The 24,649-nt window shown below is 71.9% G+C and carries 25 protein-coding genes and 1 pseudogene; 9 read left to right on the top strand and 17 right to left on the bottom strand.

Going from position 1 to position 24,649, the window contains the following annotated elements; genetic code table 11:
- The first annotated feature begins 114 nt into the window (after positions 1 to 114).
- The gene (locus ACIBF8_RS24935) at positions 115 to 984 is read left to right on the top strand and encodes an HAD family hydrolase (protein WP_396786007.1); all 870 of its coding nucleotides are present in this window, start codon (positions 115 to 117) and stop codon (positions 982 to 984) included.
- An 8-nt stretch (positions 985 to 992) separates the two neighbouring features.
- On the opposite strand, the gene ACIBF8_RS24930 is transcribed toward ACIBF8_RS24935, so the two are convergent.
- The 11 genes from ACIBF8_RS24930 to ACIBF8_RS24880 form a co-directional block, all read right to left on the bottom strand.
- Positions 993 to 1,874 carry a lysophospholipid acyltransferase family protein gene (locus ACIBF8_RS24930; protein ID WP_396786038.1) on the bottom strand — a complete coding sequence of 294 codons (882 nt, stop codon included), beginning with the start codon at positions 1,872 to 1,874 and terminating at the stop codon, positions 993 to 995.
- A 232-nt stretch (positions 1,875 to 2,106) separates the two neighbouring features.
- Positions 2,107 to 3,183 carry an NAD-dependent epimerase/dehydratase family protein gene (locus ACIBF8_RS24925; protein ID WP_396786005.1) on the bottom strand — a complete coding sequence of 359 codons (1,077 nt, stop codon included), beginning with the start codon at positions 3,181 to 3,183 and terminating at the stop codon, positions 2,107 to 2,109.
- 122 nt (positions 3,184 to 3,305) lie between these two features.
- Positions 3,306 to 3,407 (bottom strand): 30S ribosomal protein bS22, encoded by a 102-nt coding sequence (locus tag ACIBF8_RS24920; protein ID WP_007465623.1) that lies wholly within the window; start codon positions 3,405 to 3,407, stop codon positions 3,306 to 3,308.
- A 204-nt stretch (positions 3,408 to 3,611) separates the two neighbouring features.
- Positions 3,612 to 3,821 (bottom strand): helix-turn-helix domain-containing protein, encoded by a 210-nt coding sequence (locus ACIBF8_RS24915; protein ID WP_007465625.1) that lies wholly within the window; start codon positions 3,819 to 3,821, stop codon positions 3,612 to 3,614.
- Positions 3,822 to 4,033: 212 nt separating this feature from the next.
- Entirely contained in the window at positions 4,034 to 5,218 is a 1,185-nt protein-coding gene (locus ACIBF8_RS24910) for an ABC transporter permease (protein ID WP_396786003.1), read from the bottom strand.
- The gene (locus ACIBF8_RS24905; protein WP_396786002.1) at positions 5,215 to 6,126 is read right to left on the bottom strand and encodes an ABC transporter ATP-binding protein; all 912 of its coding nucleotides are present in this window, start codon (positions 6,124 to 6,126) and stop codon (positions 5,215 to 5,217) included. Before ACIBF8_RS24905 ends, ACIBF8_RS24910 begins: the two co-directional genes overlap by 4 nt.
- On the bottom strand, positions 6,123 to 7,505 hold the full coding sequence (locus ACIBF8_RS24900; RefSeq protein ID WP_396786000.1) for an efflux RND transporter periplasmic adaptor subunit: 1,383 nt from the start codon (positions 7,503 to 7,505) through the stop codon (positions 6,123 to 6,125). The genes ACIBF8_RS24905 and ACIBF8_RS24900 overlap by 4 nt, the downstream gene beginning before the upstream one ends.
- 43 nt (positions 7,506 to 7,548) lie before the next feature.
- Positions 7,549 to 8,838 carry a hypothetical protein gene (locus ACIBF8_RS24895; protein WP_396785998.1) on the bottom strand — a complete coding sequence of 430 codons (1,290 nt, stop codon included), beginning with the start codon at positions 8,836 to 8,838 and terminating at the stop codon, positions 7,549 to 7,551.
- A 54-nt stretch (positions 8,839 to 8,892) separates the two neighbouring features.
- Positions 8,893 to 9,468 (bottom strand): TetR/AcrR family transcriptional regulator, encoded by a 576-nt coding sequence (locus tag ACIBF8_RS24890; protein WP_396785996.1) that lies wholly within the window; start codon positions 9,466 to 9,468, stop codon positions 8,893 to 8,895.
- Entirely contained in the window at positions 9,461 to 10,261 is an 801-nt protein-coding gene (locus ACIBF8_RS24885) for an alpha/beta fold hydrolase (RefSeq protein ID WP_396785995.1), read from the bottom strand. Before ACIBF8_RS24885 ends, ACIBF8_RS24890 begins: the two co-directional genes overlap by 8 nt.
- A 106-nt stretch (positions 10,262 to 10,367) precedes the next feature.
- Positions 10,368 to 11,288 carry a proline dehydrogenase family protein gene (locus tag ACIBF8_RS24880; protein ID WP_396785994.1) on the bottom strand — a complete coding sequence of 307 codons (921 nt, stop codon included), beginning with the start codon at positions 11,286 to 11,288 and terminating at the stop codon, positions 10,368 to 10,370.
- A gap of 105 nt (positions 11,289 to 11,393) precedes the next feature.
- On the opposite strand from ACIBF8_RS24880, the gene ACIBF8_RS24875 reads away from it, so the two are divergent.
- The 3 genes from ACIBF8_RS24875 to ACIBF8_RS24865 are packed head-to-tail and all read left to right on the top strand — an operon-like array spanning position 11,394 to position 13,441.
- Entirely contained in the window at positions 11,394 to 11,666 is a 273-nt protein-coding gene (locus tag ACIBF8_RS24875; RefSeq protein ID WP_396785992.1) for a hypothetical protein, read from the top strand.
- A gap of 1 nt (position 11,667) precedes the next feature.
- On the top strand, positions 11,668 to 12,834 hold the full coding sequence (locus ACIBF8_RS24870) for a glutathionylspermidine synthase family protein (RefSeq protein ID WP_396785990.1): 1,167 nt from the start codon (positions 11,668 to 11,670) through the stop codon (positions 12,832 to 12,834).
- 19 nt (positions 12,835 to 12,853) lie between these two features.
- Positions 12,854 to 13,441 carry a CGNR zinc finger domain-containing protein gene (locus ACIBF8_RS24865; RefSeq protein ID WP_396785988.1) on the top strand — a complete coding sequence of 196 codons (588 nt, stop codon included), beginning with the start codon at positions 12,854 to 12,856 and terminating at the stop codon, positions 13,439 to 13,441.
- Positions 13,442 to 13,467: 26 nt separating this feature from the next.
- On the opposite strand, the gene ACIBF8_RS24860 is transcribed toward ACIBF8_RS24865, so the two are convergent.
- Both ACIBF8_RS24860 and ACIBF8_RS24855 read right to left on the bottom strand, forming a co-directional pair.
- The gene (locus ACIBF8_RS24860; RefSeq protein ID WP_396785986.1) at positions 13,468 to 14,274 is read right to left on the bottom strand and encodes a sugar phosphate isomerase/epimerase family protein; all 807 of its coding nucleotides are present in this window, start codon (positions 14,272 to 14,274) and stop codon (positions 13,468 to 13,470) included.
- Positions 14,275 to 14,349: 75 nt separating this feature from the next.
- Positions 14,350 to 15,294, bottom strand: a complete 945-nt coding sequence (locus ACIBF8_RS24855) for a Ppx/GppA phosphatase family protein (protein WP_396785984.1) — start codon at positions 15,292 to 15,294, stop codon at positions 14,350 to 14,352.
- Between the two features lie 80 nt (positions 15,295 to 15,374).
- On the opposite strand from ACIBF8_RS24855, the gene ACIBF8_RS24850 reads away from it, so the two are divergent.
- Positions 15,375 to 16,172 carry a hypothetical protein gene (locus ACIBF8_RS24850; protein ID WP_396786037.1) on the top strand — a complete coding sequence of 266 codons (798 nt, stop codon included), beginning with the start codon at positions 15,375 to 15,377 and terminating at the stop codon, positions 16,170 to 16,172.
- A 327-nt stretch (positions 16,173 to 16,499) separates the two neighbouring features.
- On the opposite strand, the gene ACIBF8_RS24845 is transcribed toward ACIBF8_RS24850, so the two are convergent.
- Positions 16,500 to 17,183, bottom strand: coding sequence for a response regulator transcription factor (locus tag ACIBF8_RS24845; RefSeq protein WP_039906992.1), 684 nt, complete (start codon positions 17,181 to 17,183; stop codon positions 16,500 to 16,502).
- A gap of 24 nt (positions 17,184 to 17,207) precedes the next feature.
- Entirely contained in the window at positions 17,208 to 18,491 is a 1,284-nt protein-coding gene (locus ACIBF8_RS24840) for a sensor histidine kinase (protein ID WP_396785981.1), read from the bottom strand.
- A gap of 204 nt (positions 18,492 to 18,695) precedes the next feature.
- Here ACIBF8_RS24840 and phoU point away from each other — a divergent pair, with 204 nt between their 5' ends.
- On the top strand, positions 18,696 to 19,349 hold the full coding sequence (gene phoU / locus ACIBF8_RS24835; protein ID WP_396785980.1) for a phosphate signaling complex protein PhoU: 654 nt from the start codon (positions 18,696 to 18,698) through the stop codon (positions 19,347 to 19,349).
- Positions 19,350 to 19,423: 74 nt separating this feature from the next.
- Here the strand turns inward: phoU and ACIBF8_RS24830 are convergent, their stop codons facing one another.
- Positions 19,424 to 20,191 carry a phosphoglyceromutase gene (locus tag ACIBF8_RS24830; RefSeq protein ID WP_278141873.1) on the bottom strand — a complete coding sequence of 256 codons (768 nt, stop codon included), beginning with the start codon at positions 20,189 to 20,191 and terminating at the stop codon, positions 19,424 to 19,426.
- 153 nt (positions 20,192 to 20,344) lie between these two features.
- Here ACIBF8_RS24830 and ACIBF8_RS24825 point away from each other — a divergent pair, with 153 nt between their 5' ends.
- Together ACIBF8_RS24825 and ACIBF8_RS24820 are read left to right on the top strand one after the other, a co-directional pair.
- Positions 20,345 to 21,631, top strand: coding sequence for an MDR family MFS transporter (locus ACIBF8_RS24825; protein ID WP_396785977.1), 1,287 nt, complete (start codon positions 20,345 to 20,347; stop codon positions 21,629 to 21,631).
- Between the two features lie 70 nt (positions 21,632 to 21,701).
- Positions 21,702 to 22,997 carry an MFS transporter gene (locus ACIBF8_RS24820; RefSeq protein WP_396785975.1) on the top strand — a complete coding sequence of 432 codons (1,296 nt, stop codon included), beginning with the start codon at positions 21,702 to 21,704 and terminating at the stop codon, positions 22,995 to 22,997.
- 364 nt (positions 22,998 to 23,361) lie between these two features.
- Here ACIBF8_RS24820 and ACIBF8_RS24815 read toward each other — a convergent pair.
- Positions 23,362 to 23,730, bottom strand: a pseudogene (locus ACIBF8_RS24815) (hypothetical protein); the annotation flags it as partial.
- Here ACIBF8_RS24815 and ACIBF8_RS24810 point away from each other — a divergent pair.
- Positions 23,633 to 24,523, top strand: a complete 891-nt coding sequence (locus ACIBF8_RS24810) for a hypothetical protein (RefSeq protein ID WP_396786040.1) — start codon at positions 23,633 to 23,635, stop codon at positions 24,521 to 24,523. The pseudogene ACIBF8_RS24815 and the gene ACIBF8_RS24810 overlap by 98 nt on opposite strands.
- Positions 24,524 to 24,649 lie beyond the last annotated feature (126 nt).

Genomic DNA, 24,649 nt, shown 5'->3' with positions numbered 1-24,649 from the left:
TACCGCACGTCCGACCGGCCGCGCCACAGTTCGCGGTGTGCCCGGCCGGTCAACCGGCTACGACGGCTACCCTCGCCAGGGAGCAGTCGTCGTACCGGTGAGGAAGGAAATCGCGTGGCGCGCAGCCGTAAGGTGACGGTCAGCACCGACGCCGAGGGGCACACCGCCGGCTGGGCCGACACCGACCTGGCCCCGGTCACCGCACCCGACGCGACCGCCGCCGCGTTCTTCGACGTGGACAACACGATGATGCAGGGCGCGTCGATCTACTGGTTCGCCCGTGGGCTCGCCTCCCGAAAGTATGTGACCACCGCCGACCTGGCCCGATTCGCCTGGCAACAGCTCCGTTTCCGGCTGCTGGCCCGAGAGCACGCCGGTGACATGTCCCTGGCCAAGGAGGCGGCGCTGGCCTTCGTCCAGGGCTGGCGGGTCGACGAGGTCGAGCACCTCGCCGAGGAGATCTTCGACGAGCTGATGGCCCCCCGGATCTGGGCCGGCACCCACCAGCTCGCTCAGCGTCACCTGGACGCCGGTCAGCGGGTGTGGCTGGTCAGCGCCGCCCCCGTCGAGATCGGCCGGGTGATCGCCGCCCGGCTCGGCCTGACCGGTGCCATCGGCACGGTGGCCGAGGTGGTGGACGGGGCGTACACCGGGCGGTTGGTGGGCGACCTGATGCACGGGCCGGCAAAGGCCGAGGCGGTCGGCCAACTCGCCGTATTGGAAGGGCTCGACCTGGCCCGCTGCGCGGCCTACAGCGACTCGACGAACGACCTGCCGCTGCTCCGCGCGGTGGGCAGGGCGGTGGCCGTCAACCCGGACGGCACCCTGCTGCGGCAGGCCCGCCAGCACGGCTGGGAGGTGCGGGACTTCCGGACCGGCCGGCGGGCGGTCAAGATCGCCGTACCGTCGACGGCGGCGGCCGGGCTGGTCGCCGGCGCGGTCACCGCCGGCCTGGCTCTCCAGCGCCGCCGGCGCGCCGGCTGACCTACACCCTACGGGCCGAACGGGTCGGGCCGTCGCTCCAGCAGCGTGTGCAGGGTCTGCTGGATGGTCTCCCGCACCTGGTCAGCGAGGTTGAAGACCACCAGCGGGTCGTCCGCCGAGTCGGTCAGGTGGGCGGTGGGGATCGGCGGGCAGAACTCGATCAGCCACTTGCTGGGCAGCGGCACCATGCCCAGCGGGCCGAGCAGCGGGAACGTCGGCGTGACCGGGAAGTAGGGCAGCTTGAGCAGCCGCGCCAGGGGCTTGATGTCGGCGAGCATCGGGTAGATCTCCTCGCCGCCGACGATGGCGACGGGCACGATCGGGGTGCCGGTGCGCAGCGCCGCCGAGACGAAACCGCCCCGCCCGAACCGTTGCAGCTTGTACCGGTCGGCGTAGAGCTTGCCGACGCCCTTGAAGCCCTCGGGAAACACACCGACCAGTTCGCCGCCGCCGAGCAGCCGCTCGGCGTCCGGGTTGCAGGCCACCGTGCCGCCGGTCTTGCGGGCCAGCTCGGAGACCACCGGCATCCGGAAGACCAGGTCGGCGCCGAGCAGCCGCAGGTAGCGGCGGGCCGGGTGCTTGTCGTGCAGCGCCGCCGAGAGGATCAGCGCGTCCAGGGCCACCGTCCCGGAGTGGTTGCCGACCACCAGGGCGGGCCCATCCACGGGCACGTGCTCGACCCCACTGACCTCGGTGCGGAACCAGTCCCGGTAGAGCAGCCGCAGCAGCGGGTGGAAGACCGCGTCGGTCAGCTCCGAGTCGAAGCCGAACTCGTCGACCTCGTAGTCGCCGGAGAGCCGCCGACGCAGGAACGCCAGCCCGTTGGCGACCTTGCGGTCCCAGTGGTCCCCCGGCCGATCCGATACCGCCGGCTCGGTGCCCCCGGGCAGCCCGGCGTCGACCTCGTCGGCCGGCGTGGGTGTCGCAGGCGTCGGGGTCGGCGCGGCCTGCGCGGCCGGTCGGTGTCCGTTGCGCCGCGCCGCCTCCGCGCCCGGCGCGGGCACCTGCTCGGGTACGTCGAAACGCCCGACCGACTGCGGGTCGCGCCCTTCCTCCGGCCCACTCACAGCACTACCTCGGTTCGCGACTGCGGGGCTCGCAAACCCGGCTCACTCCTCGCGCTCACGATGAGCGCTCCCGCATCGCCGACCGGACCTGTCGGATGCCGTCCAGGACGAGTTTCTCGGCGGCGGCCAGCTGATCCCGGGTGACCACCACCCCACCATGATGGGCGCGGATGAAGTCCTCGAACGCCGCGGCGGTCGACCGGGGTGTGAAGCCGTACTCCTGCTCGAGCCGGCTGGTGTCGACCACCCGGCCGTGCACGAAGAGGTCGACCTGGTCCAGGCCGTAGCCACCGAAGCCCATGGTGCGTGCCAGCGCGGCGGCCCCGGAGAGACCCGGCTCCAGCACCGGCACGGCGACTCGGCCAGCCCGCCGGATCGCCTGGGACAGCGACAGCACCCCGGGACCGGCGACGTTGTACGTGCCGGGATGGTCCTCGACGATCGACCGGTGTAGCACCTCCAACGCGTCGTCGAAGTGCAGGAACTGCAGACGGGGGTCACGGCCGAAGACGGTCGGCACGAACGGCTGCGAGAAGTAGCGGGTCAACGTGGTGTCGGCGGTCGAGCCGATGAACGGGGCGAAGCGCAGCACGGTGGCGGTGACGTCGGGCCGGCGGCGGCGGAAGCCACGGACGTACCCCTCGAGGTCGAGGATGTCGCGGCCGAAACCGCCGCGCGGCACCTCACGGGGCTCGGTCTCCTCGGTGAACACCGCCGGGTCCCGGAACGACACCCCGTACGCGGCGGTCGACGAGCGGACCACGAGCTTGCGCAGCCGGGGCGCCCGCTGGCACGCGGCGAGCATCTGCATGCTGCCGATGACGTTCTGGTCCTTCATCGCGGACCGGCCACCATGCTGCGGGTCCGGTGAGGTGACCAGCGCGAGGTGCACCACCGCGTCGACGTCCAGGTCCGCGAGGAGGCCACCGAGGGAACCGTTGTCGACCCGGATCCGTTCGACCCGGTCCAGCAGGTCGGTGAACTCGGTGCCGGAGTCCGGTGCGTCCACCCCGACGACGCGTTCGATGCGCGGGTCGGCGGCCAGTCGCGCCGCCACGTGGGCACCCAGGTAGCGACCGACCCCGGTGACGACGACGACCCCCGGAGCACCTGAGGTGCCACCGGGGGTCATCTGACGCACCTACCCCGGCAGGAAGGACCGAGCCGGGACGACCACGGCCTGATCACCTGAGCCTCCGGAGGTCGACAGTTTGGCAAGTGACGCCGAACGCCGGGCGGTGAGCCCGGCGGCGATCACTTGCCGAGACGGCGACGCTGGACGCGGGTCTTGCGCAGCAGCTTGCGGTGCTTCTTCTTAGCCATGCGCTTACGGCGCTTCTTGACCACCGAGCCCATACGACAGCCTTTCGATACAACGTGCGGGGCGGACCGGATGACACCACGCTGGTGGCGACGGCGACCGCTTGCGGACAACGGACCGGACCAGTCTGGGCGGCAGGGCGCACCGGTGGGGTCTCGGTCGGGCTCCAGGGTAGCCGGAGGGCGTCAGCCGGACCAACGCGCCCCCGTCGATGGCGATCGGAGGGGCGGGGCGGTGGCTCAGGCGGTCTCCTGAAAAGCACCGCGGAGATATTCATGCACCGCATGCTCGGGCACCCGGAATGACCGGCCGACCCGGACGGCGGTGAGCTCACCGCTGTGCACCAGGCGATAGACCGTCATCTTCGACACCCGCATGACCGTCGCCACCTCCGCGACGGTCAGGAACTTGACCTCCGACAGCCGCCCGTCGGACTGTGACCCGGCCATGGCTCACCGACCCATCCCATGCCCGGCGCGTGCCAACCCGACGGATGCTCCGGGCCGGGCCAGCGACGCGCGTGTTACCAGTACGGTAGCGGGGCGGTTGTGACCGGCGCGATCCCTTCCTGCAACTGATCATGTTTCGGTGGCCGGTTCACCCGATCCGTGCTCCCGTTATCCGCCCGCCCGTGCCCGCCGTCCGGTTGTTCCGGCGCAGCTCATTCGGTGCGCAGCGCGACCACCGGGTCGAGCCGGCCGGCGCGCTGCGCCGGAACGACCCCGAAGACGATGCCCACCACCGCCGACACGCCGAAGGCGAGCGCCAACGACCACCAGGTGATCGCGGCCGGAATGGGCGACAGCGCGTCGACCAGCAGTGCGGTTCCCACGCCCAGCGCCATCCCGGTGAGCCCGCCGATCGTGGTGAGCAGCACCGCTTCCAGCAGGAACTGCACGCCGATGTCGCGAGGGCGTGCGCCGACCGCCTTGCGCAGCCCGATCTCCCGGGTCCGCTCCCGGACGCTGACCAGCATGATGTTGGAGACGCCGACGCCGCCGACGAGCAACGAGATGCCGGCGATGGCGGCCAGCACGCCGGTGAGGACCCCGAGGATGTCGCCGAGCACGCCGAGGATCTGCTGCTGGGTGACCGCGCTGAACTCGGTGTCCGGGTGGCGGCGGTTCAGCTCGGCGACGATCCGTTCGCCCAGCTCGTCGATCCGCTCGCGGTCCGGTGCCTTCACCGCGATGCCGTCGACCCGCTGGGTGCCCCAGAGCCGCTGTGCGGCGGTCACCGGTACGTGCACCTCGTCGTCCCGGTCCACGCCGAGGCTCTGCCCGAGCGGCGCGAAGACACCGATCACCCGGAACCGCACCCCGGCCAGCGCCACCTGCTGACCGAGCGGGTCCCGGTCGGGAAAGAGCGCGCGGGCCACCGAGTCGCCGAGCACCGCCACCCGCCGGCTGGTGTCGACGTCGGTGCCGGTGAGGTAGCGACCCCGTGCCAGCGACCGGGTGAACACCGTCGGCGTCGTCTCCAGTACGCCCTGCACGGTCGTGAAGTCGGAGCGAGCGCCGGCCCGGGCGGTCGCCCCGGAGGCGACGGTGACCGCCACCCGATCGGGATCGCCGACCACCCGGGTGACGGCGTCCACGTCCTTGAGGGTCAGCGGTGACACCACCGGCGCGTTGCCCACCTCGATCCGGCCGGGGACGACCAGCAGCAGGTTGGAGCCGAGGCCCTCGACCTGTTGCTCGACCTTCTGCTTGGTGCCGGTGCCGATGGCCACCAGCAGGACCACCGAGGCCACCCCGATGATCACCCCGAGCATGGTCAGGGCGCTGCGTAACCGGTTGGCCCGCAGGGCGTCCAGCGCCACCCGCCACGCCTCGGCGACCCTCACGGCGTACCTCCGGGCCGCTCGACCTCGCGCGGAAGGCGCCCGGTGGCTCCGGCGGCGCCACCGGAGCCACCGGACGGGTGCCCCGGGCCGCTTCCGGACGCGGACCGGGGCTCCGCGCTGGGAGCGGGGACCAGTGTCGCAGGTCGACCGTGATCAACGGATGGCGGTCGATCATGAGGGGCGGGCGCTTCGCCGGTGTCCGTGGTCGGGGGTGCGCCGGCGCTGTCCGCCACGACCACGCCGTCGCGCATGGTGATCCGGCGCTGGGCTCGGGCCGCCACCTCCTGGTCGTGGGTGACCATCACCAGCGCCACCCCGGACTCGGCGTTCAACTGCTCCAACAGCTCCAGCACCGCCGCGCCGGTGACGCTGTCCAGGTTGCCGGTGGGTTCGTCGGCCAGCAGCACCGTCGGCTCGGTGACCAGCGCGCGGGCGATCGCCACCCGCTGCTGCTCACCGCCGGACATCTGATTGGGCCGGTGGTCCAGCCGGTGGCCGAGGCCCACCCGGCCGAGCATCGCCGCCGCCCGCGCCCGCCGCTGCCGGGCCGACACGCCCCGGTAGACCAGGGGCAACGCCACGTTCTCCACCGCCGAGGTCCGCGGCAGCAGGTGGAACGCCTGGAAGACGAAGCCGATCGTCTCGTTGCGCAGGGTCGCCATCTCCGGCGGGGCGAGGGCGTTGACGTCCCGTCCGCCGATCACCAACCGGCCACCGGTGGGCCGGTCCAGCCCACCGAGCAGGTGCATGAGAGTGGACTTGCCCGAGCCGGACGGGCCGACCAGGGCCACGTAGTCCCCCGGTTGCACGACCAGCGACACCCCCCGCAACGCCTCGACGGACACCCCGTCCAGCTGGTACGTCCGGGACACGTTCACCGCCTCGATCGCCGGCGGGGCGCCGGTCACCGCACCTCCTGGCCGTCGCGCACCTGGTCGGTGCCGCGCACCACGATCCGGTCACCGGGTTGGACGCCGTTGAGGATCTGCACCAGATCCGACCCCTGCACGCCCACGGTCACCGCCGCCCGGCCGGCCTTGCCGTCGCGGACCACCCAGACCGCGTCCCGGCCGTCGGCGGAGAACACCGCCGAGGCGGGGACGGTCACCGCGTCGGCGGCCTCGCGTACCCGCAGACGCACGATCGCGTTCATGCCGGGGCGGGGCGTCGGGGCGGGCTCGTCCTCGGCCAGCTTTCCGGCGCCCAGGGCGAGGCGTACCCGGTAGGTGACCCCGCCCTGGGCGGAGCTGGTGGGCAGCACGTCCACCGACCGGACCGTGGCGTCGTAGCTGGCGCCGGTCACCGCGTCCAGCTCGACGGTGGCGGTCACGCCCGCCTTGACCAACAACACGTCGGTCTCGTCCACCTCGGCGAGCAGACCCAACTGCCCGGTGTCCACCACGGTCAACACCGGCGTGCCGGCGGTGACCTGGCCGCCGACCGCGACCGCGTCGTCCACCCCGGCGGGCGGCCCGCCCTGGCTGGGGGCCAGCACGGACGGGTCGAGGCCGGCACCACCGGCCTGCTCGAACAGCGCGGCGAGGCCGTTGTTCGCACCACCCCCGGCCCGGGTGCCGCCCGGCTGCACCACCCCGGCGATCGGGGCGCGCAGGGTCAGCGCGTCGACTGTCGCCTTCGCCAGGTCGTACGCCTGCTGAGCCTGGAGCCGTTGCGCCGCGGAGAGCGCGCCGACGGCGGAGCTCAACCCGCTGATCCCCCGCTGCACTGCCCGGACGGCCTGGTCGGCGCTGCGCGCGGCGGCGGCGTACTGGCGTTGTGCGGAGGTCACCTGGGTCAGCAGCGCGTCCCGCAGTTGCGGATCGGCGATCTTGTCGGCGGCCTTCCGAGCGGCGTCGAACGCCTCGTCGGCGGCCCTGTCGGTGCCCCGCCGGCTGCTGGTCAGGCTGCCCGTTCCGACGCCTCGGCCGGCCCGCTTCGCGGCCTCCAACGCCTGCTTCGCCTGGCGCAGTCGCTGCTGGGCGGAGGGCGAGTCGACGACGGCGAGAACCTGACCACGCTTCACCGACTGTCCCGGCTGGACCCGCAGGCTCGCCAGGGTGCCGTCGGCGGGAGCGGTCAGGGTGGCGGCGGCCCGGGCGGTCACGGTCGCCGGCGCGTCGATCACCTCGCTGACCGGGTTGCGGGCGGCCGAGGCGAGCGCGAGGTCGGGGTCTTCGTCGCCGCAGGACGCGGCGGTGGTGGCGGTGAGGACGGCGACGGCGGTCAGGACGATGAGCAGGCGAGGCCGGATGGCGCTGCCCGGCCGAGGTGACTGAGGGCGGTGCACCCATCGATGGTACGGCGCACCGTCACACCACCCCCGAGCTGCGTCAGCCGGCGGTGGCGCGGATGTACGCGACGCACTCGTCGTGCAGCGTCGACCACTGCTCGCCGAACGCCTTCTCCGAGGCCGCGTCGATGGTCCTGCCGTCGTGCACCACGGTCTTGAAGAAGGTCAGCAGCCGCAGCGGCCCATACCTGTCGACGAGGTGCCGAACGGCGAGGTAGCCGATGCCGTAGCTGCCGGCGACCCGCTCGGCGGGGGCATCGTCAGCGGGGTTGATGCCCTCCAACTTGCCGTCCCAGCCGCCCCGGACCATCTTGCGCACGTCGGCAATGCCCTCGTACCTGTCGACCGCCTGGCCGCCGGCACCGGCGAACTCGGCCAGCCCTTCCACCAACCACCAGGTGAGCTTGCCCGGGTAGCCACGCTCCGGCAACGACGCCGCGTGGGTCAGCTCGTGCCGGAGCAGATCGTCGGTGCCGCTGTTGGTGAGCCCTTCGGCGTTGAGCACCACCTCGTGGTGGCCGCCGCCCACGGTCACCGCGTAACCGCCGGTCCATTCTGGGCGCTCCCCGCCGTACCAGCGCTGCCACTCGGTGCGCCCGGCGTAGAAGATCCGGTAGCGGTCCGGCGGTGACCCGGTCACCGCGTACCCGTCGGCGACCTTGGCCGCCGCCTCGGCCTGTGCGAGCAGGCCGGGTAGTTTGCCGCGCAGCGCCGGGGTGGTGGCGACGATGGTCCGCGCGCCGATGGCGACCGCCAGGTCGCTGATCTCCCACGGTCGGGTGCCGGTCTCCACCGACTTGGATTCCTCCATGGCGACCATCCGGGGCTGGTCGCCGTTCTCCCGCCACCGGGTGCCGATCAGCACCGGGCTGGGCCGGCAGTTCGGCGTTACGAAGCAGTACTGGAAGCGCACCAGCAGCCGCCACTCGCCGGGCTTGCCGATGGTCGGCACGGGCAGGCCGCTCGGCTCGGCCCGCCAACCGGTCACCCGGAGTTCGCGTAGCGCGGCGAAGCGCCGGCGCAGGTCGGTGTGGGCGGCGGGGTCGGCGACGGCGAGGAACCCGGCGCGGTCACCGCCGAGGAGTGCCGCGGACTGCCGGTGGAGCTGGGCGGTGATCCGGTCGGACAACCCTCGGGCCACGGCGGTGGCGGGGTCGTCGGCCGCCGAGGCGCCGAACCGGCTGACCGTGGGTCGGGTACCTGCCTCCCGGATCACTCCGACGACGAGCAGCGCCGGCAGGCCGCAGCCCAGCAGCAGGACGACCACCACGAGCACCGTCCACAACGGCCAAAGCCGCCGTGGTGCTGGCTGCTGCACCCCGTCAGTCACCCGCCGAAGGGTACGACCAATCCCTGGGCGCGGCGAGGCCGCCCCGGGTGCTCCTCACCCATTGGTGCTCGGCCAGGAGCGGAACGAGATGTCCATGCTGGCGACCAACTGGTGGTACGAGCGGTCCACATCGCGGGGCAGACCGAACCCGCCCGCCGCCTCCAGGGTCACGAAGCCGTGCAGGGCGCTGCGCAGCGCACGGGTCGCGTCCACCGCGTCGTCACCGGCGAGCCCGTACCCGCGCAGCACGGCGAAGATGGCGCCGACCGCGCGTTCGCCCGCCTCGACGTGCTCCGGGTCGGCCGGGTCGGGCACCCGCTGCGTCGCCGGGTAGCGACCGGGGTGCCGGTGGGCGTAGGCACGGTAGGCGTCCGCCATCGCCCGGAGCGCCTCGCCGCCGGCGCGGCCGACGGCGGCGTTCGTCATGTCGGTGGCCAGCTCGGCGGTGGCCAGGGCGGCGAGCTTCTGGGCCAGCGCGTCCGCGCCCCGCACGTGCTTGTAGAGGCTGGGCAGCGCGACGCCGAGCCGGCTGGCGAGCGCGGCGAGGGTGAGCTGCTGGAAGCCGACCTCGTCGGCCAGCCGGGCCGCCTCCCGGACCACGGTCTGCTGGTTGAGGCCGACCCTAGGCACCGGCGCACACCGCCAGGAAGCCGAGCAGTTCGTCGGCGGTGCGCTGCGGCTGGTCGGCGTGCGGGTAGTGGCCGGAATCCTCGATCATCCGGGCCTCGGCGGTGCCGAAGAGCCGTCGGGCGGCCCTCGCCTCGGCCCCCGGGTCGGGGAAGTCCGGGTCATTGGACCCCATCAGCACCAGCACCGGTTGCCGCACCTGCGGGGCGCGGGCGGTCCAGTGCGGCTCGGCCGGTGCGATCACGCCGCGCGTCGCGGCCATCCGGCCGGGCTCCCGCAGGTTGGCCACCATCGAACGGCGGTAGGCCGCGTCGTCGGTGGGCCGGTGCACCGGGAACAACGTGTTGTGGAACATCCCGAACAGTCGAGGGCTGTGCAGCACCGACCACATGGCCATCCGCAGCAGCGGGTTGAGCTTCGGCTGACCGACGAACGCGCCGATCTGCACGATGCCGGTGACCAACTCGGGCGCGTCGGCGGCGGCGAAGACCACCGCCGCCGCGGCGGATGAGCTGCCGACCAGCACGGCCGGCCCGGCGTCGAGGTCACGGACCACGGCCAGCAGGTCCGCGCCGACCTCGGCCGGGGCGTACGTGGGCCAGCCGACGCTGGACTCCCCGTGCCCCCGCACGTCGACCGAGGCGACCCGGTGACCGGCGGCCACCAGCAGGGGCACGAGGTGCCGGAAGCTCGCCCGGTTCTCCCCCATGCCGTGCGCGAGGACGACCAACGGCCCGTCGCCCTGCACCTCGTACGCGATGTGTCCGCCGTCCCGCCGCACCTGGCTAGTTGTCATAGCCTTAAAGCTAAACTACTTAGCTTTCGGTGGCAAGCCGCACAGCTGAAACGGGCCGGCGGTGACCCCGGAGGATCGCCGCCGGCCCGTCGGCCGAACCGGAGAGTTACTTCTTGGAGATCAGGGCACGGCCAAAGAAGACCAGGTTGGCGGGGCGCTCGGCGAGCCGGCGCATCAGGTAGCCGTACCACTCGTCGCCGTACGGAACGTAGGTGCGCACGGTGTAGCCCGCACCGGCCAGCCGGGCCTGCTCCTCGGGGCGGATGCCGTAGAGCATCTGGAACTCGAAGCGCTCCGGCCCCCGGTCGAACCACCGGGCCCGGTCCTCACCGATGGCGATCATCCGCGGGTCGTGGGTCGCCAACATCGGGTACCCGTCGCCCGACATCAGGATGTTCATGCAGCGCACGTACGACTTGTCCACCTCACGGGCCGACTGGTACGCCACCGACTCCGGCTCCTTGTAGGCGCCCTTGCACAGCCGCACCCGCGACCCGGCCGAGGAGAGCTCCCGGCAGTCCGACTCGGTCCGGCGCAGGTACGCCTGGAGCACCGCGCCGGTCGACGGGAAGTCCTTGCGCAGCCGGCTCAGCACCTCCAGCGTCGAGTCGGTGGTGGTGTGGTCCTCCATGTCCAGGGTGACCGTGGTGCCCGCCGTGTCGGCCGCCGCGCAGATCGCCCGCGCGTTGTCGTACGCCAACTGCTCGTCGAACATCTGGCCGAGGGCGGAGAGCTTCACACTCACCTCGGCGGCCGGGGTGAGCCCCGCGGCGGCGAGCATCTTCAGCAGTCTCAGGTATTCGTCACGGGTGGCGGTGGCCTGCTCGGGGGTGACGGTGTCCTCACCGAGATGATCGAGGGTGACCGCGAGACCGTCGTCGACGAGCCCGCGGGTCGCGCGCAACGCGTCGTCGGTGGCGGCGCCGGCGACGAACCGGCGGACGACGTCCCGGGTGTACGGGGCAGTCGCGACGAGCCGCTCGACCTGGGATGACCGGGAGGCGGCGAGGATGACGGAACGGAGCATGAGCCGAGCGTAACGCCCCTGCCAGGGCCCCCGCCGAGGGGCGGCCGGGCCACCTCGACAAGGGGCGGGGCGACGGCGGTGGCGTCGATCGGCTACAACGATGCCGTGGACCAACGCCCCCGCCGCCGGCTCCGGTCGGCCTCCGTGCAGCTCGGCGCGCTCACCGCTCTCGCGCTCGCCCTCTCCGGCTGCAACATGACCTCGGACGACGACGATGACGACGACTGCGCCCTCGGACCGGTCGGCGGCGGCGATACCGTCGCGCTGGCGATGCGGGTCACCGACCCGGCCGCCGGTCGCGCCGCTCCGGAGCCGACCACCGCGGCCCTGCCCGAGCGCGGCGGGTTCGGCACCCACCTCGCCGCCTGCGGCGGCTGAGGTGCGCCGCGAGGCGGTCACACCACGCCCCGACTGGGACGCCACCATCCGGTCGCAGGGTCTGGTGTACGTCGACACCGAGCTGCCCGACGGCGGGATCATGTCGTACTGGGACGAGACCGCCGCGTACGCCTTCGAGCTGGACGAGGTGCTGCGGCTGGAGGAGGCCACCGAGGAGCTGCACCGGATGTCCGTGGCCGCCGCCGAGCACGTGGTGGCGCAGCGCCGGTACGCCGAGTTCGGCATCCCGGAGTGGGCAGCGGACGCGGTGGCCCGGTCCCTGCGCGAGGCGCCACCGACCCTCTACGGGCGCTTCGACCTCGCGTACGACGGCACCTGGCCTCCGAAGATGTTGGAGTACAACGCGGACACCCCCACCGCTTTGGTCGAGGCGAGCATCGTCCAGTGGTACTGGCTGGAGCAGACCCGGCCGGAGCTGGACCAGTGGAACAGCCTGCACGAGCGGCTGGTCGGCGCCTGGGCCAAGATCGGGGCTGGGCTGCACGACCCGCGGGTGCACGTGCTCTGGTCGAACGAGGAGGAGTCCGGCGAGGACCACATGACCGCCGGCTACCTCGCCGAGACCGCGCGGCAGGCCGGCCTGACGGTCGAGCTGCAACCCATCCAGGAGATCGGCTGGGACGGCCGGCGCTTCATCGACGCCGACGACCGACCGGTGACCACCTGCTTCAAGCTCTACCCGTGGGAGTGGATGCTGGCCGAACCGTACGGGCCGGCGGCCCTGGCCCCGGGCACCCCGACCACCTGGATCGAGCCGGCCTGGAAGCTGCTGCTGTCCAACAAGGCGCTGCTCGCGATCCTCTGGGAGCTGTACCCGGGCCACGAGTACCTGCTCCCGGCGTACCTCGACTCGCCGCGTGGCATGCCGGAATACGTTGCCAAACCGCTGCTCGGCCGCGAGGGCGGCTCGGTACGCATCGTCACGGCGGACGAGGAGATCACCAATCCGGGGATCTACGGCGACGAGGGCTGGTGCTACCAGGAGTTCCGGGCGTTACCGCAGTTCGACGGCAACCGGATGGTGTTGGGCAGTTGGGTCGTCGACGGCGAATCGGCCGGCGTGGGCGTCCGGGAGAGCGCGAGTCTGATCACCGACGGCTACGCGCGGTTCCTGCCGCACTACATCGACGCGCCGCGCACCCGCTGAGTCGTCTACCGTTGGGGGCGTGAACTTCGACGCGTACGCCCGGACCGGCGTTGACCTGGTCAACGCCCGCCTGGACGACCTCGACGACCTGCGGGCCCTCTTCCCGGACGACAACGCCTGGATGCGCGACGAGGTCGCGGACCGGGACGTCGCGATTTTTCGCCGGGCGCAGAAACGGTTGCGTGACGTCTTCGAGTACGGCACCTCGGGGCGGGACGCCCAGGCGGTCACCGAGCTGAACGCGCTGCTCGAGGCGTTTCCGGTGCAGCCCCGCATCTCCGGGCACGACTCCAGCGACTGGCACATGCACGTGACCAGTCGGGGCGCCTCGGTCAGTGCCGAGTACCTGGCCGGCGCGGTCTGGGGGCTGTCGGTCTGGCTCTGCGAGTACGGCAGCGCCCGGTTCGGGGTCTGCGCCGACGAGCGGTGCGGCAACGTCTACCTGGACACGTCGTCCAACTGCTGCCGGCGGTTCTGCTCGGAGCGCTGCGCCACCCGCTCGCACGTGGCGGCGCACCGGGCCCGCAAGCGGGCCGCCGTGGGCGAGCAGGTGACGGTGGCCCCGCAGCCGACCGCCGGGGCCGACTCGCTCTCGCCGGTCAGCTGACCCACCGCCCGTCCCGGGCGGGCGGGTCAGGCGTCGACCGGCGACGACGCGGTCAGGTGCTGGCGGGCGAACTCCAGCGCGGCGCGCAGGTCCGCCTCGCGCACCGCGCGGCTCTTCGCGCCCCGGGTGGCGACCTCCACCGCCACCGCGCCGGTGAAACCCCGGCCGGCCAGCGAGGAGAGCAGCTCCCCGCAGGGCTGGGTGCCGCGCCCGGGCACCAGGTGCTCGTCGCGGCCCTCGCCGGTGCCGTCACCGAGGTGTACGTGCGCCAACCCGGTGCCCATCCGGTCGGCCATCTCCAGCGGGTCGCTGTGCGAGGCCGCACAGTGCGACAGATCCAGGGTGTACGACGGATAGCCGGCGTCGGTGGGGTCCCAACCCGGCACGTACGGGACGAACTGCCGGCCCGCCATCCGCACCGGGTACATGTTCTCCACCGCGAAGCGCAGCCCGGGGAACCGGTCCGCGACCGTGGCCAGCCCCTCGGCGAAGTTACGCGCGTAGTCGCGCTGCCAGGTGAACGGTGGGTGCACCACGACGGTCGGCGCCCCCAGCGTCTCGGCCAGCTCGGCGGCCTTGCGCAGGCGCTCCCACGGGTCCGGGCTCCACACCCGCTGGGTGACCAGCAGGCAGGGCGCGTGCACCGACAGGACCGGGACGCCGTAGTGCGTGGAGAGGCCGCGCAGCGCGCCCGCGTCCTGGCTGACCACGTCGGTCCAGACCATCACCTCGACGCCGTCGTAGCCGAGCGCCGCGGCCAGTTGAAACGCCGCCGCGGTCGGCTCGGGAAAGACCGACGAGCTGGACAGGAGGACGGGAACGCGGGAAGTCACATCAGTCAGCGTAGCCCGGCAGCGCCGGGGGCATCGTGACGAGCGCCGGCAAATCAACCGAAAACGGCCGCCGGCTCAGAGCGGTTCGAGCTGATCGAGCCGGCGGAGAATGACCCCCTCCCGCAGCGCCCACGGGCAGATGTCCAGCGAGTCCAGATCCAGGCGGCGCATGACCGCCTCGGCGACCACGGCACCGGCCAGCAACTGGTGGGCCCGGCCCGCGCTGACGCCCTCCAGCTCCATCAACTGGGCCGGTGGGATGTGCCGGATGAAGCCGATGACCTGCCGCAAGCCGGCCCGGGTCAGGCTGCGCCGCACCCACAGCCCGGCACCGGACGGCGCCGCACCGGCCAGCCGGGCCAAGGTGCGGAACGTCTTCGAGGTGGCCACCGCCCGACCCCAGCCCACCTCGGTCATCTGGTCGACGACCTTGTCCAACCGGCCGTCCACGTACTCCCGGAGCTTGTCGACGGCCTCCACCGACGGCGGGGCGGCACTGGCCGGATCGACCCGCAGCCGCTCGCGGGTCAGCCGGCCGGCCCCGAGCGGCAGCGAGACCGCGACATCCGGGTCCTCGTCGATGCCGGCGGCGATCTCCAGCGAGCCGCCGCCGATGTCCAACACCAGCAACCGGCCCGCCGACCAGCCGAACCACCGCCGCACGGCCAGGAACGTCATCCGGGCCTCGTCCGCCCCGGAGAGCACCGCCAGACGTACGCCGGTCTCGTCCCGGACCCGGGCCAACACCTCGGCCGCGTTGGTGGCGTCGCGCACCGCGGACGTGGCGAAGGCGATCAGGTCGTCGGCCTCCAACCCGGCGGCCGCCGCCTTGGCCATGCCCACGGCCTTGACCAGGCCATCCGCACCCGCATCGGTCAGCGCGCCGTCGGGGCCGATCTGCTCGGCCAGCCGGAGCACCACCTTTTCGGAGTGCGCCGGCCACGGGTGTGCGCCGTGGTGTGCGTCCACCACCAGGAGGTGCACCGTGTTGGATCCGACGTCGAGGACACCCAGTCGCATGGTGAAGACCCTAGGTGCAACACGTTTGCGCGGCTCACCGGCCTCGGGACGTCACCGCGCGTACGCTGGGCCGGGTGACGATGGAGCTCCGTGTGCTGGTGGACGATCCGGGCGACCCGCGCAGCCGCGAGGTGCCCCTGGACTTCCCTCGGGAGTGGATCGAGTTCACCGACCCGGCCGACGAGACCCACCTGATCCGGGCCGACCTGACCTGGCTGCTGTCCCGCTGGACCTGCATCTTCGGCAAGGGCTGCCACGGCATCATCGCCGGGCGGGCCGCCGACGGTTGCTGCTCGCACGGGGCGTTCTTCACCGACTCGGACGACGAGAAGCGGGTCCGCAACGCCGTCAAGCGGCTCACCCCGTCGACCTGGCAGCACTTCCGGCGCGGGTTCAAGAACTGGACCGACGAGGACACCATCGACGGCAAGAACCCGGCCCGGCGCACCGCCACCCAAGGCGCCGACGGTCCGTGCGTGTTCCTCAACGACGCCGACTTCGTTGGTGGGGGCGGTTGCGCCCTGCACGCCCAGGCGCTGCGCGACGGGGTGCACCCGTTGGAATACAAGCCGGACGTCTGCTGGCAGCTGCCGATCCGCCGCGATCAGGACTGGGTGAAGCGACCGGACAACAGCAAGGTGCTGGTCTCCACCCTGTCCGAGTTCGACCGGCGGGGCTGGGGCGCCGGCGGGCACGACCTGGACTGGTGGTGCACCTCCTCGACGGACGCGCACGTCGGCACCGAGCCGATGTACCTGTCGTACGGGCCGGAGCTGACCGCCCTGATCGGCGCTTCCGCGTACGAACGGCTGGCCGAGCTGTGCGCCACCAGGACGAAGCAGGGCATGATCGCCCCGCACCCCGCCGACGATCTCTAACGGATCAGCGCAGGGCGCCTTCGACGAGGGCGCGGCGCTGCGCCGGGCGTGTCGGGTCCGCGGCCCGTCTCTGCCAACGCACCCCGTGGCCCCTGTAGAGCTGCCCCACAGATGGGGCGGCACTTCGGGCCGGGCGGACTGCGGCCGACCCGGGCAGGCCCCTTCCGAGGACCGTGCGCTTGAGCCGTCCCATATCTGGGGCAGCTCTACAGGGGGAGGCGACCACGTTCCAACCGCCGACGGGCCCGCCTCGCTCGCGACGCTGACCAGGGCCGGACAGGCCAACGGGGGCCTGCGTCGAGCGCAGACCCCCGTTGGCTACGCCGATCACGGCTCGAACTTGTAGCCCAGACCCCGGACGGTCACGATGAAGCGCGGTGCGGACGGCTCCGGCTCGATCTTGGAACGCAGCCGCTTGACGTGCACGTCCAGCGTCTTGGTGTCACCGACGTAGTCGGCACCCCAGACCCGGTCGATGAGCTGGCCCCGGGTGAGCACCCGGCCCGCGTTGCGCAGCAGCAGCTCCAGCAGCTCGAATTCCTTCAGCGGCAGCTGCACGGCCCCGCCTTCGACGGTCACCACGTGCCGCTCGATGTCCATCCGCACCGGCCCCGCGGCCAGCGTCGGCGCACCCGCCTCAGCGACTTCCGGGCTCTGCCGGCGCAGCACCGCCCGGATCCGGGCGACCAGTTCCCGCGGCGAGTACGGCTTCGTGACGTAGTCGTCGGCGCCGATCTCCAGCCCGACAACCTTGTCGATCTCGCTGTCCCGAGCGGTGACCATGATGATCGGCACGGCGGATCGCTGCCGCAACTGCCGGCAGACCTCGGTCCCCGACATCTCGGGCAACATCAGGTCGAGCAGCACGATGTCGGCGCCGGTCCGGTCGAACTCGGTGAGGGCGTCGGTGCCGGTCGCGGCGACCGAGACCTCAAAGCCCTCCTTACGGAGCATGTACGACAAGGCGTCGGAGAACGACTCCTCGTCCTCGACCACGAGAACGCGGCTCAACGGGGATTTCCTTTCCATTTGCTGTCAGACCTGCCGTAGCCCAGTCGGACCGGACTCGATCCCAACCGGCGGCAGTGTCGCCAGGAGGTCATCCGGTGGACTGGCGGGCAGCCGGAGGGTGAACGTCGACCCACCACCAAGAGTGCTCGACACCTCGACCCGTCCGCCATGGTTGCTCGCAATGTGTTTCACGATCGCCAGGCCGAGCCCGGTGCCGCCGGTGGCACGCGAGCGGGCCTGGTCGGCCCGATAGAACCGCTCGAAGATCCGGTCCACGTCGGTGGGGGCGATGCCGATGCCCTGGTCGGCGACGGCGACCTCGACGTGCTCGTCGTCGCCGCGCAGGGTCACCCGCACCGTGGTGTCCTCGCCCGAGTAGTTGATGGCGTTCTCCACCAGATTCGCCACCGCCGTGGCCAGTTGGGAGTCGCTGCCGTACGCGGTGAGACCACGCTCACCGTCCACGGTCACCTCGATACCCCGGGCGGAGGCCGTGGTGCGGGTCCGGTCGACCACCTCGGCGATCACCCAGTCCAGCGCGACCGGCTCCGGTGGCGGTTGCGGTTCGGCCCCCTGCAGCCGGGTCAACTCCAGCAACTCCTGCACCAGCCGGCCCAACCGGGTCGACTCGTGCTGTATCCGTTCGGCGAACCGGCGGGCAGCCACCAGGTCCTCGGAGAGATCGGGCGCCGCGGCGTCGGCCGGCTCGGTCGCGTCCAGCAACGCCTCGGCGAGCAGTTGGAGAGCCCCGATCGGGGTCTTCAACTCGTGGCTCACGTTGGCCACGAAGTCACGTCGTACCCGGGTCAGTCGGTGCGACTCGGTCACGTCGACCGCCTCGACCGCGATGAACCCGCTGCCGAGGCCCATCGCCCGCAAGTGCACACCGAGGGGGTTCTCCCCCGCGCTGTCGCGACCCCGGGGCAGGTCCAGCTCGATCTCGCGCCGCACACCGGTGCGTCGCACCTGGCCGGCGAGGGTACGGATCAACGGGTGCGCGGCGATCGAGCCGGGGGTGCTGCCGGCGCGCAGGAGCCCCATCGCGCGGGCGGCCGGGTTGATCAGCACGGGGACGTCGTCGTTGTCCAGTACCACGACACCGGCCCGGAGTGAGTCGATCGTCCGGCGGCCGAGCCCAGCCTGCTGCTCGTCGGCTATCGCGGGCCTCCCCCTGCTCCAGCGGGAGCTCTCGCTCCCCGTCGACGTGGAGCGACCGTCCCGCCTCGGCAGGAACCGGGGCAGCAGCAGACCGGCGGCCATCCCGGCCACCAAAGCCAGGGCCACCACGACCGCTACCGCCCACTCCACCCGGCGATCGTAGGGTCATTGTTAACCTGGCTACCACACAGACCGGGACGAACCACCCTCACTTCCGAAAGTGTTCACCCCCACGTCTGGCGTCGTTCACCGTGGTTCATCCGGGGTCCGTCATCGCGCCCTACCGTTGGCGTCGCACCTGCTCAACCCCCTGCGCCGGCATCCGTCGGCGGCGACCGACCACAGGACGTGATGATGCGCGACGAGTTCCGGGCCGACCTCCAGATCGTCAGCCAACTGCTGGTGGACATGGCGGAGGGCGTCCGCACCGCCATGCGCCAGGCCACCCGGGCCCTGCTCACCGCCGACCGGCAGGCCGCCGAGACGGTCATCGAGCGGGACGCCGAGATCGACGACCTCTACCAGCACGTCGAGGAGCGGGTCTGTGACCTGCTCGCCCGCCAGGCACCGGTGGCCTCCGACCTCCGGGCGATGATCACCGCGCTGCACGTCGCCGCGGATCTGGAGCGGATGGGCGACCTCGCCGAGCACGTGGCGAAGACCGCGTTGCGCCGGCACCCCTCCCCCGCCGTCCCGGCCGAGCTGCGGAAGGTCTTCACCGAGATGTCCGAGATCGCCGACCGGATGGCCGCGAAGATCGGTTCGGTGCTGGCGAAGCCCGACGCCGACCTCGCCAGCGAGCTGGACCGCGACGACGACGCCATGGACGAGCTGCACAAGAGCCTGTTCGCGGTGCTGCTCGGCGACGACTGGCCGTACGGGGTGGAGACGGCGATCGACGCCACCCTGCTGGGCCGCTTCTACGAGCGCTTCGCCGACCACGCGGTCAACGCCGGCGAGCACGTGATCTACCTGATCACCGGAGAGAGCACGCCGAGCAACAACTGACTCCCACGGAAGGGCCCCTCGTCATCGCTCTCCACGATGACGAGGGGCCCTTCCTCGGTAGCTCAGCCTGTCGGTCAGCGCCCCTGGTTGGCCACGGCTGCGGCGGCGGCCTTGGCAGCGGTCGGGTCGAGGTAGGTGCCACCCAGCGTGAGCGGGCGCAGCTGCGGGTCGAGGTCGTAGCGCAGCGGAATGCCCGTCGGGATGTTCAGCTTGGCGATCGCCTCGTCGGAGATCTGGTCGAGGTGCTTGACCAGGGCGCGCAGCGAGTTGCCGTGCGCGGCCACCAGCACCGTCCGGCCGGCCAGGATGTCCGGCACGATCGAGTCGTACCAGTACGGCAGCATCCGCTCGACGACGTCCTTGAGGCACTCGGTGCGCGGCATCAGCTCGGTCGGCAGCAGCGCGTAGCGCGGGTCGCCCACCTGCGACCACTCGTCGTTGTCGTCGATCGGCGGCGGCGGCGTGTCGTACGACCGGCGCCAGAGCATGAACTGCTCCTCGCCGTACTCGTCAAGGGTCTGCTTCTTGTTCTTGCCCTGCAGGGCGCCGTAGTGCCGCTCGTTGAGCCGCCACGACCGACGCACGGCGATCCAGTGCCGGTCGGCGGCGTTGAGCGCCAGCTCGGCGGTGCGGATCGCGCGGCGCATCACGCTGGTGTGCACGACGTCCGGCAGCAGGCTGTGCTCGCGCAGCAGCTCGCCGCCGCGCCGCGCCTCGCCCTCGCCCTTCTCGGTCAGGTCGACATCCACCCAGCCGGTGAAGAGGTTCTTGGCATTCCAGTCGCTCTCACCGTGTCGCAGCAGGACCAGCGTCCCGACGGTGGGCCCTTCGCTCGCAGTCATGCGGATCATCCTGCCTCAACCGCCCGAGGGACACGCGGGCAGCCGTCGTGACGACCACCACGTGAAAAAGCGGATGACCAGCGGATCCGTCCGCCACTAGGGTTGTAAGGCACGGCAGTCACATCGGTCATTACTTGCAAGCGGGGGCGCCATATGCGGACGATGCGGAGTTGGTTCCGGGAAACCACCGGCGGCCTGCCAACCACCTTCTGGTACCTGTGGTCCGGCACCCTGATCAACCGGCTCGGCTCGTTCGTGCTCGTCTTCCTCGCCATCTACCTCACCCAGGAACGTGGTTTCTCGGCCTCGCAGGCCGGCCTGGTGATCGGCCTCTGGGGCGTCGGCGGAGCGTTCGGTACGACCGCCGGCGGCACCCTCGCGGACCGGTGGGGCCGTCGACCGACGTTGCTCACCGCCCACGTGGGCGCGGCGACCATGATGCTCGCGCTCGGCCTGGCCCGGGACCTCTGGGCGGTGGCGCTGGGCGCCCTGCTGCTCGGCATGTTCGCCGAGGCGGCCCGGCCGGCGTTCGGGGCCATGATGATCGACGTGGTGCCGGCGAAGGACCGGTTGCGCGCCTTCTCGCTCAACTACTGGGCGATCAACCTGGGCTTCGCCTGCGCCGCCGTCCTCGCCGGCCTCGCCGCACAGGCCGACTACCTGCTGCTGTTCGTGGTCGATGCGGTCACCATGCTGATCACCGCTCTGATCATCTTCACCAGGGTGCCGGAGACCCGGCAGGCCCGCTCGGCCACCGCCACCACGATGACCGCCGCCCCGCGCGGCGCCCTGCGCACGATCCTCACCGACCGCGTCTACCTCGGGTTCGTGGCACTCAACCTGTTCGCCGCGCTGGTGTTCCTCCAGCACATCTCGATGCTGCCGATCGCGATGGGCGACGACGGCCTGAGCCCGGCCACCTACGGCTCGGTGATCGCGCTCAACGGCGTCCTCATCGTGGTCGGCCAGCTCTTCGTCCCCCGGCTGATCCGGGGCCGGAGTCGCTCACACGTGCTCGCGCTGGCCTCCGTGGTGATGGGCGTGGGGTTCGGCCTGACCGCGTTCGCCGGGACCCCCTGGTTCTACGGGCTGACCGTGTTGATCTGGACGGTCGGCGAAATGCTGAACTCGCCCTCCAACTCCACGCTGATCGCCGAACTTTCCCCGGCCGAGTTGCGCGGTCGCTACCAGGGCGTGTTCTCCCTGTCGTGGCAGATCGCCGGGGCCAGCGCGCCGATCCTCGGTGGTCTGGTGCGGGAGCATGCCGGCAACGACACGCTCTGGTACGGCTGTGCCGCGCTCGGCTTCCTGACCGCGGTGGCTCACCTGATCTCGGGGCCGGCCCGAGAGCGGCGTGCCGCCGCGCTGCGCCGCTCCGGCGAGGCACTGACCTCGACCACCGTCACCCGGGCACCGCAGCCCGCCGAGGCGACCGCCTGACGACTGGCGCGAGGACGCCGGATTACTGTGCACGAGGAACAGTTAACAACCTGAACTGTCGGGAGGTCGGGTGCACGCCCTGCGGCGCTGGTGGAACGACGCCGCAGGCGGGCTCCCCGCCACCTTCTGGTATCTCTGGGCCGGTCTGCTGATCAACCGGGCCGGCGCGTTCGCCATGCTGTTCCTCTCGCTCTACCTCACCGACGTACGCGGCGCGAGCGAAGGTCTGGCCGGCACGGTGGTCGGCGCGTACGGGGCCGGTGGGGCAGCCGGCGTCCTGCTCGGCGGGGTGCTCGCCGACCGGTGGGGCCGCCGGGCAACCCTGCTCGCCGCGCACCTGGCCACGGTCGGTCTGATGGTGGCGCTCGCCTTCAGTCAGTCCCTGCTCCTGATCGCGGTGCTCTCCGCGCTGATCGGCGTGGTCCACTCGATGCCCAGCCCGGCGTTCGTGGCGGCGATCGTCGACGTGGTGCCCGCCGAGCGCCGCTCGCGCGCGTTCAACCTTCAGTTCTGGGCGTTCAACCTGGGCATGGCAGTCGCCTCGCTGCTCGCCGGAGTGCTGGCCGAGGCGAGCTTCACGGCGCTGTTCCTGGTCGACGCGGGGGCCACACTGACCGCCGCCGCCGTGATCGGCTGGAAGGTGCCGGAGACTCTGCGGCTGGCCCGGCGGGGGGCCGGCCTCCCGCCCGCCACCGGCGCGACGCCGAAGTCCGTCCGAGCCCGCCGACCAGGGCTGCACACCGCGCTCACCGACCGCACCTTCCTGATCTTCGTCGGTCTCACCTTCGTGCTGGCCGTGCTCACCACGCAGACGTCGACGATCATGCCGCTGGCCATGCGTGCGGACGGCCTGGGCCCATCGGCGTACGGGCTGGTGGGGGCGCTCGGGGGCGCACTGATCGTGGTCGGGCAACTGTTCGTGCCCCGGCTGATCGACCGGCACCGCAAGGACGTCGTACTGGCCGCCTCCACCGCACTGCTCGCGCTCGGCTTCGGGGTGCTCGCCATCGCCGACGAACTGGCCATCTACCTGGGCGCCGCAGTCGTCTGGACGGTCGGCTCGATGCTCGCCGCCCCGCCCAACGCGCAGATCAACGCGGACCTGGCACCGCCGCAGCTACGCGCGCGTTACCAGTCGGTCTTCTACCTGACGTTCCCGGCGGCGGCGTTCGTCGCGCCCACCCTCGGCGGGGTGAGTCTGCAGCACCTCGGCGACCGGCACTGGCTGATCGTGGCCGGGCTGGGCCTGCTGGCCGCGCTCGGGCACCTGCTCGCCGGGCCACCCCGGGAGCGGCACGTCGCCGCGCTGCGTCGAACTGCCAACCTGGAGTCGACATCCCTCGCAGACCGCATAACGAGCGGGTGACCAACGCAAAGCGCCCACCACGTCCCTGAGGTCGTAGTGGGCGCCCGCCGTGGGGCCGGCGGCGGCGGGCAACACTCACCCCCGTAAGCATCGCCCGCTCACGCCGCCGGTCCAAACAGGTGGGCACCGTCCCCCAACGGTTAATCCACCCGTCCCCTCGCGCCTCGTCTGGTGCGCGGATCTGATCGATCCGCCGCTCCCCCGAACGTTTCCAAACGTGGCGCGGTGCAATAAAGCTAGTTCGCCCGGATTCTGGATTCAACCCAGAACGGCTGTCTCGCCCGTCACAACTGGCGAGTATCCGCTGCTCCGGCCTCGTCCGTTGGCAACAGCGGGTTACCCGCCGGCCATTCCCGCAAACACCTCAACCATCTTCCCGATCGGGTGACTCGGTCCGGAAGAAGTTGCTCTGCCGACCGTCCCGAAGCTGTTCCTGATAAATCAGGTTCAGCCGTCGCAGGTCAAACGTGTGGAACCACTCATCCCAGGTGATTTCGCGAATCCGGCTGCTTTCCCGGTATCCGGGAATGTTGAAGGTCAACACACCCGCCCGGCCATCCCGTTCGGTGCCGGCGATCGTCGCTGGCTTCGCCCCGCGTTCCCGGGCCCAGCGCCGGATCACCTCGTGATTCGCCGTGATCAAGCTTCGCCCCGGCCGCTCCGGCCGGTCCGAGGTCGACGAGATCACCTGCGAGCTGCGGACCGACCGACCCGTGCCCCGGCCGGTCCGGATTCCACCGGCCGTCGTCCCGCCACCGGTCGACGGCGTCAGCGTGCGCTTGGCCGGCGCCGCCCGCTTCGCCGTCGCGCTCCTGGCCGGTACCGTGCGCTTCGCCGTCGTGCGCTTCGCCGGTACCGTGCGCTTCGCCGTCGTGCGCTTGGCCGCCGCGCTCTTCGCCGGTGCCGTGCGCTTCGCCGTCGTACGCTTCGCCGCCGCGCTCTTCGCCGGCGTCGCGCGCTTCGCCGCCGGCCGGGCCGGTGCCTTCTTCGCCGGCGCCTTCCGGGCGGACGCCGTACGCGCCGTCGCCGTCTTACGGGCGGCCGTGGTCTTCCGCGCTGCCGCGGTCTTGCGGGCGGCGGTCGTCCTGCTCGCGGTCGCGGTCTTGCGGGCGGCCGTCGACGCCGCTGTCGTCCTCTTCGCGGCGGTCGCCTTCTTCGCCGGCGCCCTCTTCGCCGCCGCCGTCGACTTCCGCGCGGCGGTCGCCTTCGTGGCGGCGGCCCGCTTCGCGGGCGCGCTCTTGTTCGCCGGCGCGGCCTTCGCGCGGCTCGACGCCGGCCTGGCCGCCGACTTCTTGGTCGCGGCGGCCCGACCCGCCGACGCCCGGGTGCCGGTGGCCCGGCCCGCCGGGCCGGTGCTGCTCCGACCCGCGCCGGCCCGCATCGAGCGCACCAACTGTTTCACCAGTTCGGGCTTGCGCAGCGCGGAGATTCCGGAGACCCCGCGTTTGCGCAACTGTCCGCGGATGTCGTCCACCCGCATCCGGGAGATCTCCGACTCGGAGATTCCGGGAGTACCCGGCGTCTGATTGCCGGCCTGTCGCTTGGTCCTGGTCGCAGTCGCGCCGCGACCTGAGCTGTTCCGCTGAGCCATGGGACGCTCCGCTCCTTGGCACTCCGTCATCGGCGCGCGGGGGTCCCTTGCCGCACCGCGC

Source organism: Micromonospora sp. NPDC050276 (assembly GCF_044459545.1).
Taxonomy (GTDB): domain Bacteria; phylum Actinomycetota; class Actinomycetes; order Mycobacteriales; family Micromonosporaceae; genus Micromonospora.
Note: the sequence above shows the minus strand (reverse complement) of the source record. Positions and strands in the feature narration are given on the sequence as shown.

Coding starts and splice junctions, on each gene's coding strand:
- ACIBF8_RS24925 (WP_396786005.1), bottom strand. CDS start 3,183: ATGACCCCCGGTGGCACCTCAGGTGCTCCGGGGGTCGTCGTCGTCACC.
- ACIBF8_RS24920 (WP_007465623.1), bottom strand. CDS start 3,407: ATGGGCTCGGTGGTCAAGAAGCGCCGTAAGCGCATGGCTAAGAAGAAG.
- ACIBF8_RS24915 (WP_007465625.1), bottom strand. CDS start 3,821: ATGGCCGGGTCACAGTCCGACGGGCGGCTGTCGGAGGTCAAGTTCCTG.
- ACIBF8_RS24885 (WP_396785995.1), bottom strand. CDS start 10,261: ATGACAACTAGCCAGGTGCGGCGGGACGGCGGACACATCGCGTACGAG.
- ACIBF8_RS24880 (WP_396785994.1), bottom strand. CDS start 11,288: ATGCTCCGTTCCGTCATCCTCGCCGCCTCCCGGTCATCCCAGGTCGAG.
- ACIBF8_RS24855 (WP_396785984.1), bottom strand. CDS start 15,294: ATGCGACTGGGTGTCCTCGACGTCGGATCCAACACGGTGCACCTCCTG.
- ACIBF8_RS24850 (WP_396786037.1), top strand. CDS start 15,375: ATGGAGCTCCGTGTGCTGGTGGACGATCCGGGCGACCCGCGCAGCCGC.
- phoU (WP_396785980.1), top strand. CDS start 18,696: ATGCGCGACGAGTTCCGGGCCGACCTCCAGATCGTCAGCCAACTGCTG.
- ACIBF8_RS24830 (WP_278141873.1), bottom strand. CDS start 20,191: ATGACTGCGAGCGAAGGGCCCACCGTCGGGACGCTGGTCCTGCTGCGA.
- ACIBF8_RS24825 (WP_396785977.1), top strand. CDS start 20,345: ATGCGGACGATGCGGAGTTGGTTCCGGGAAACCACCGGCGGCCTGCCA.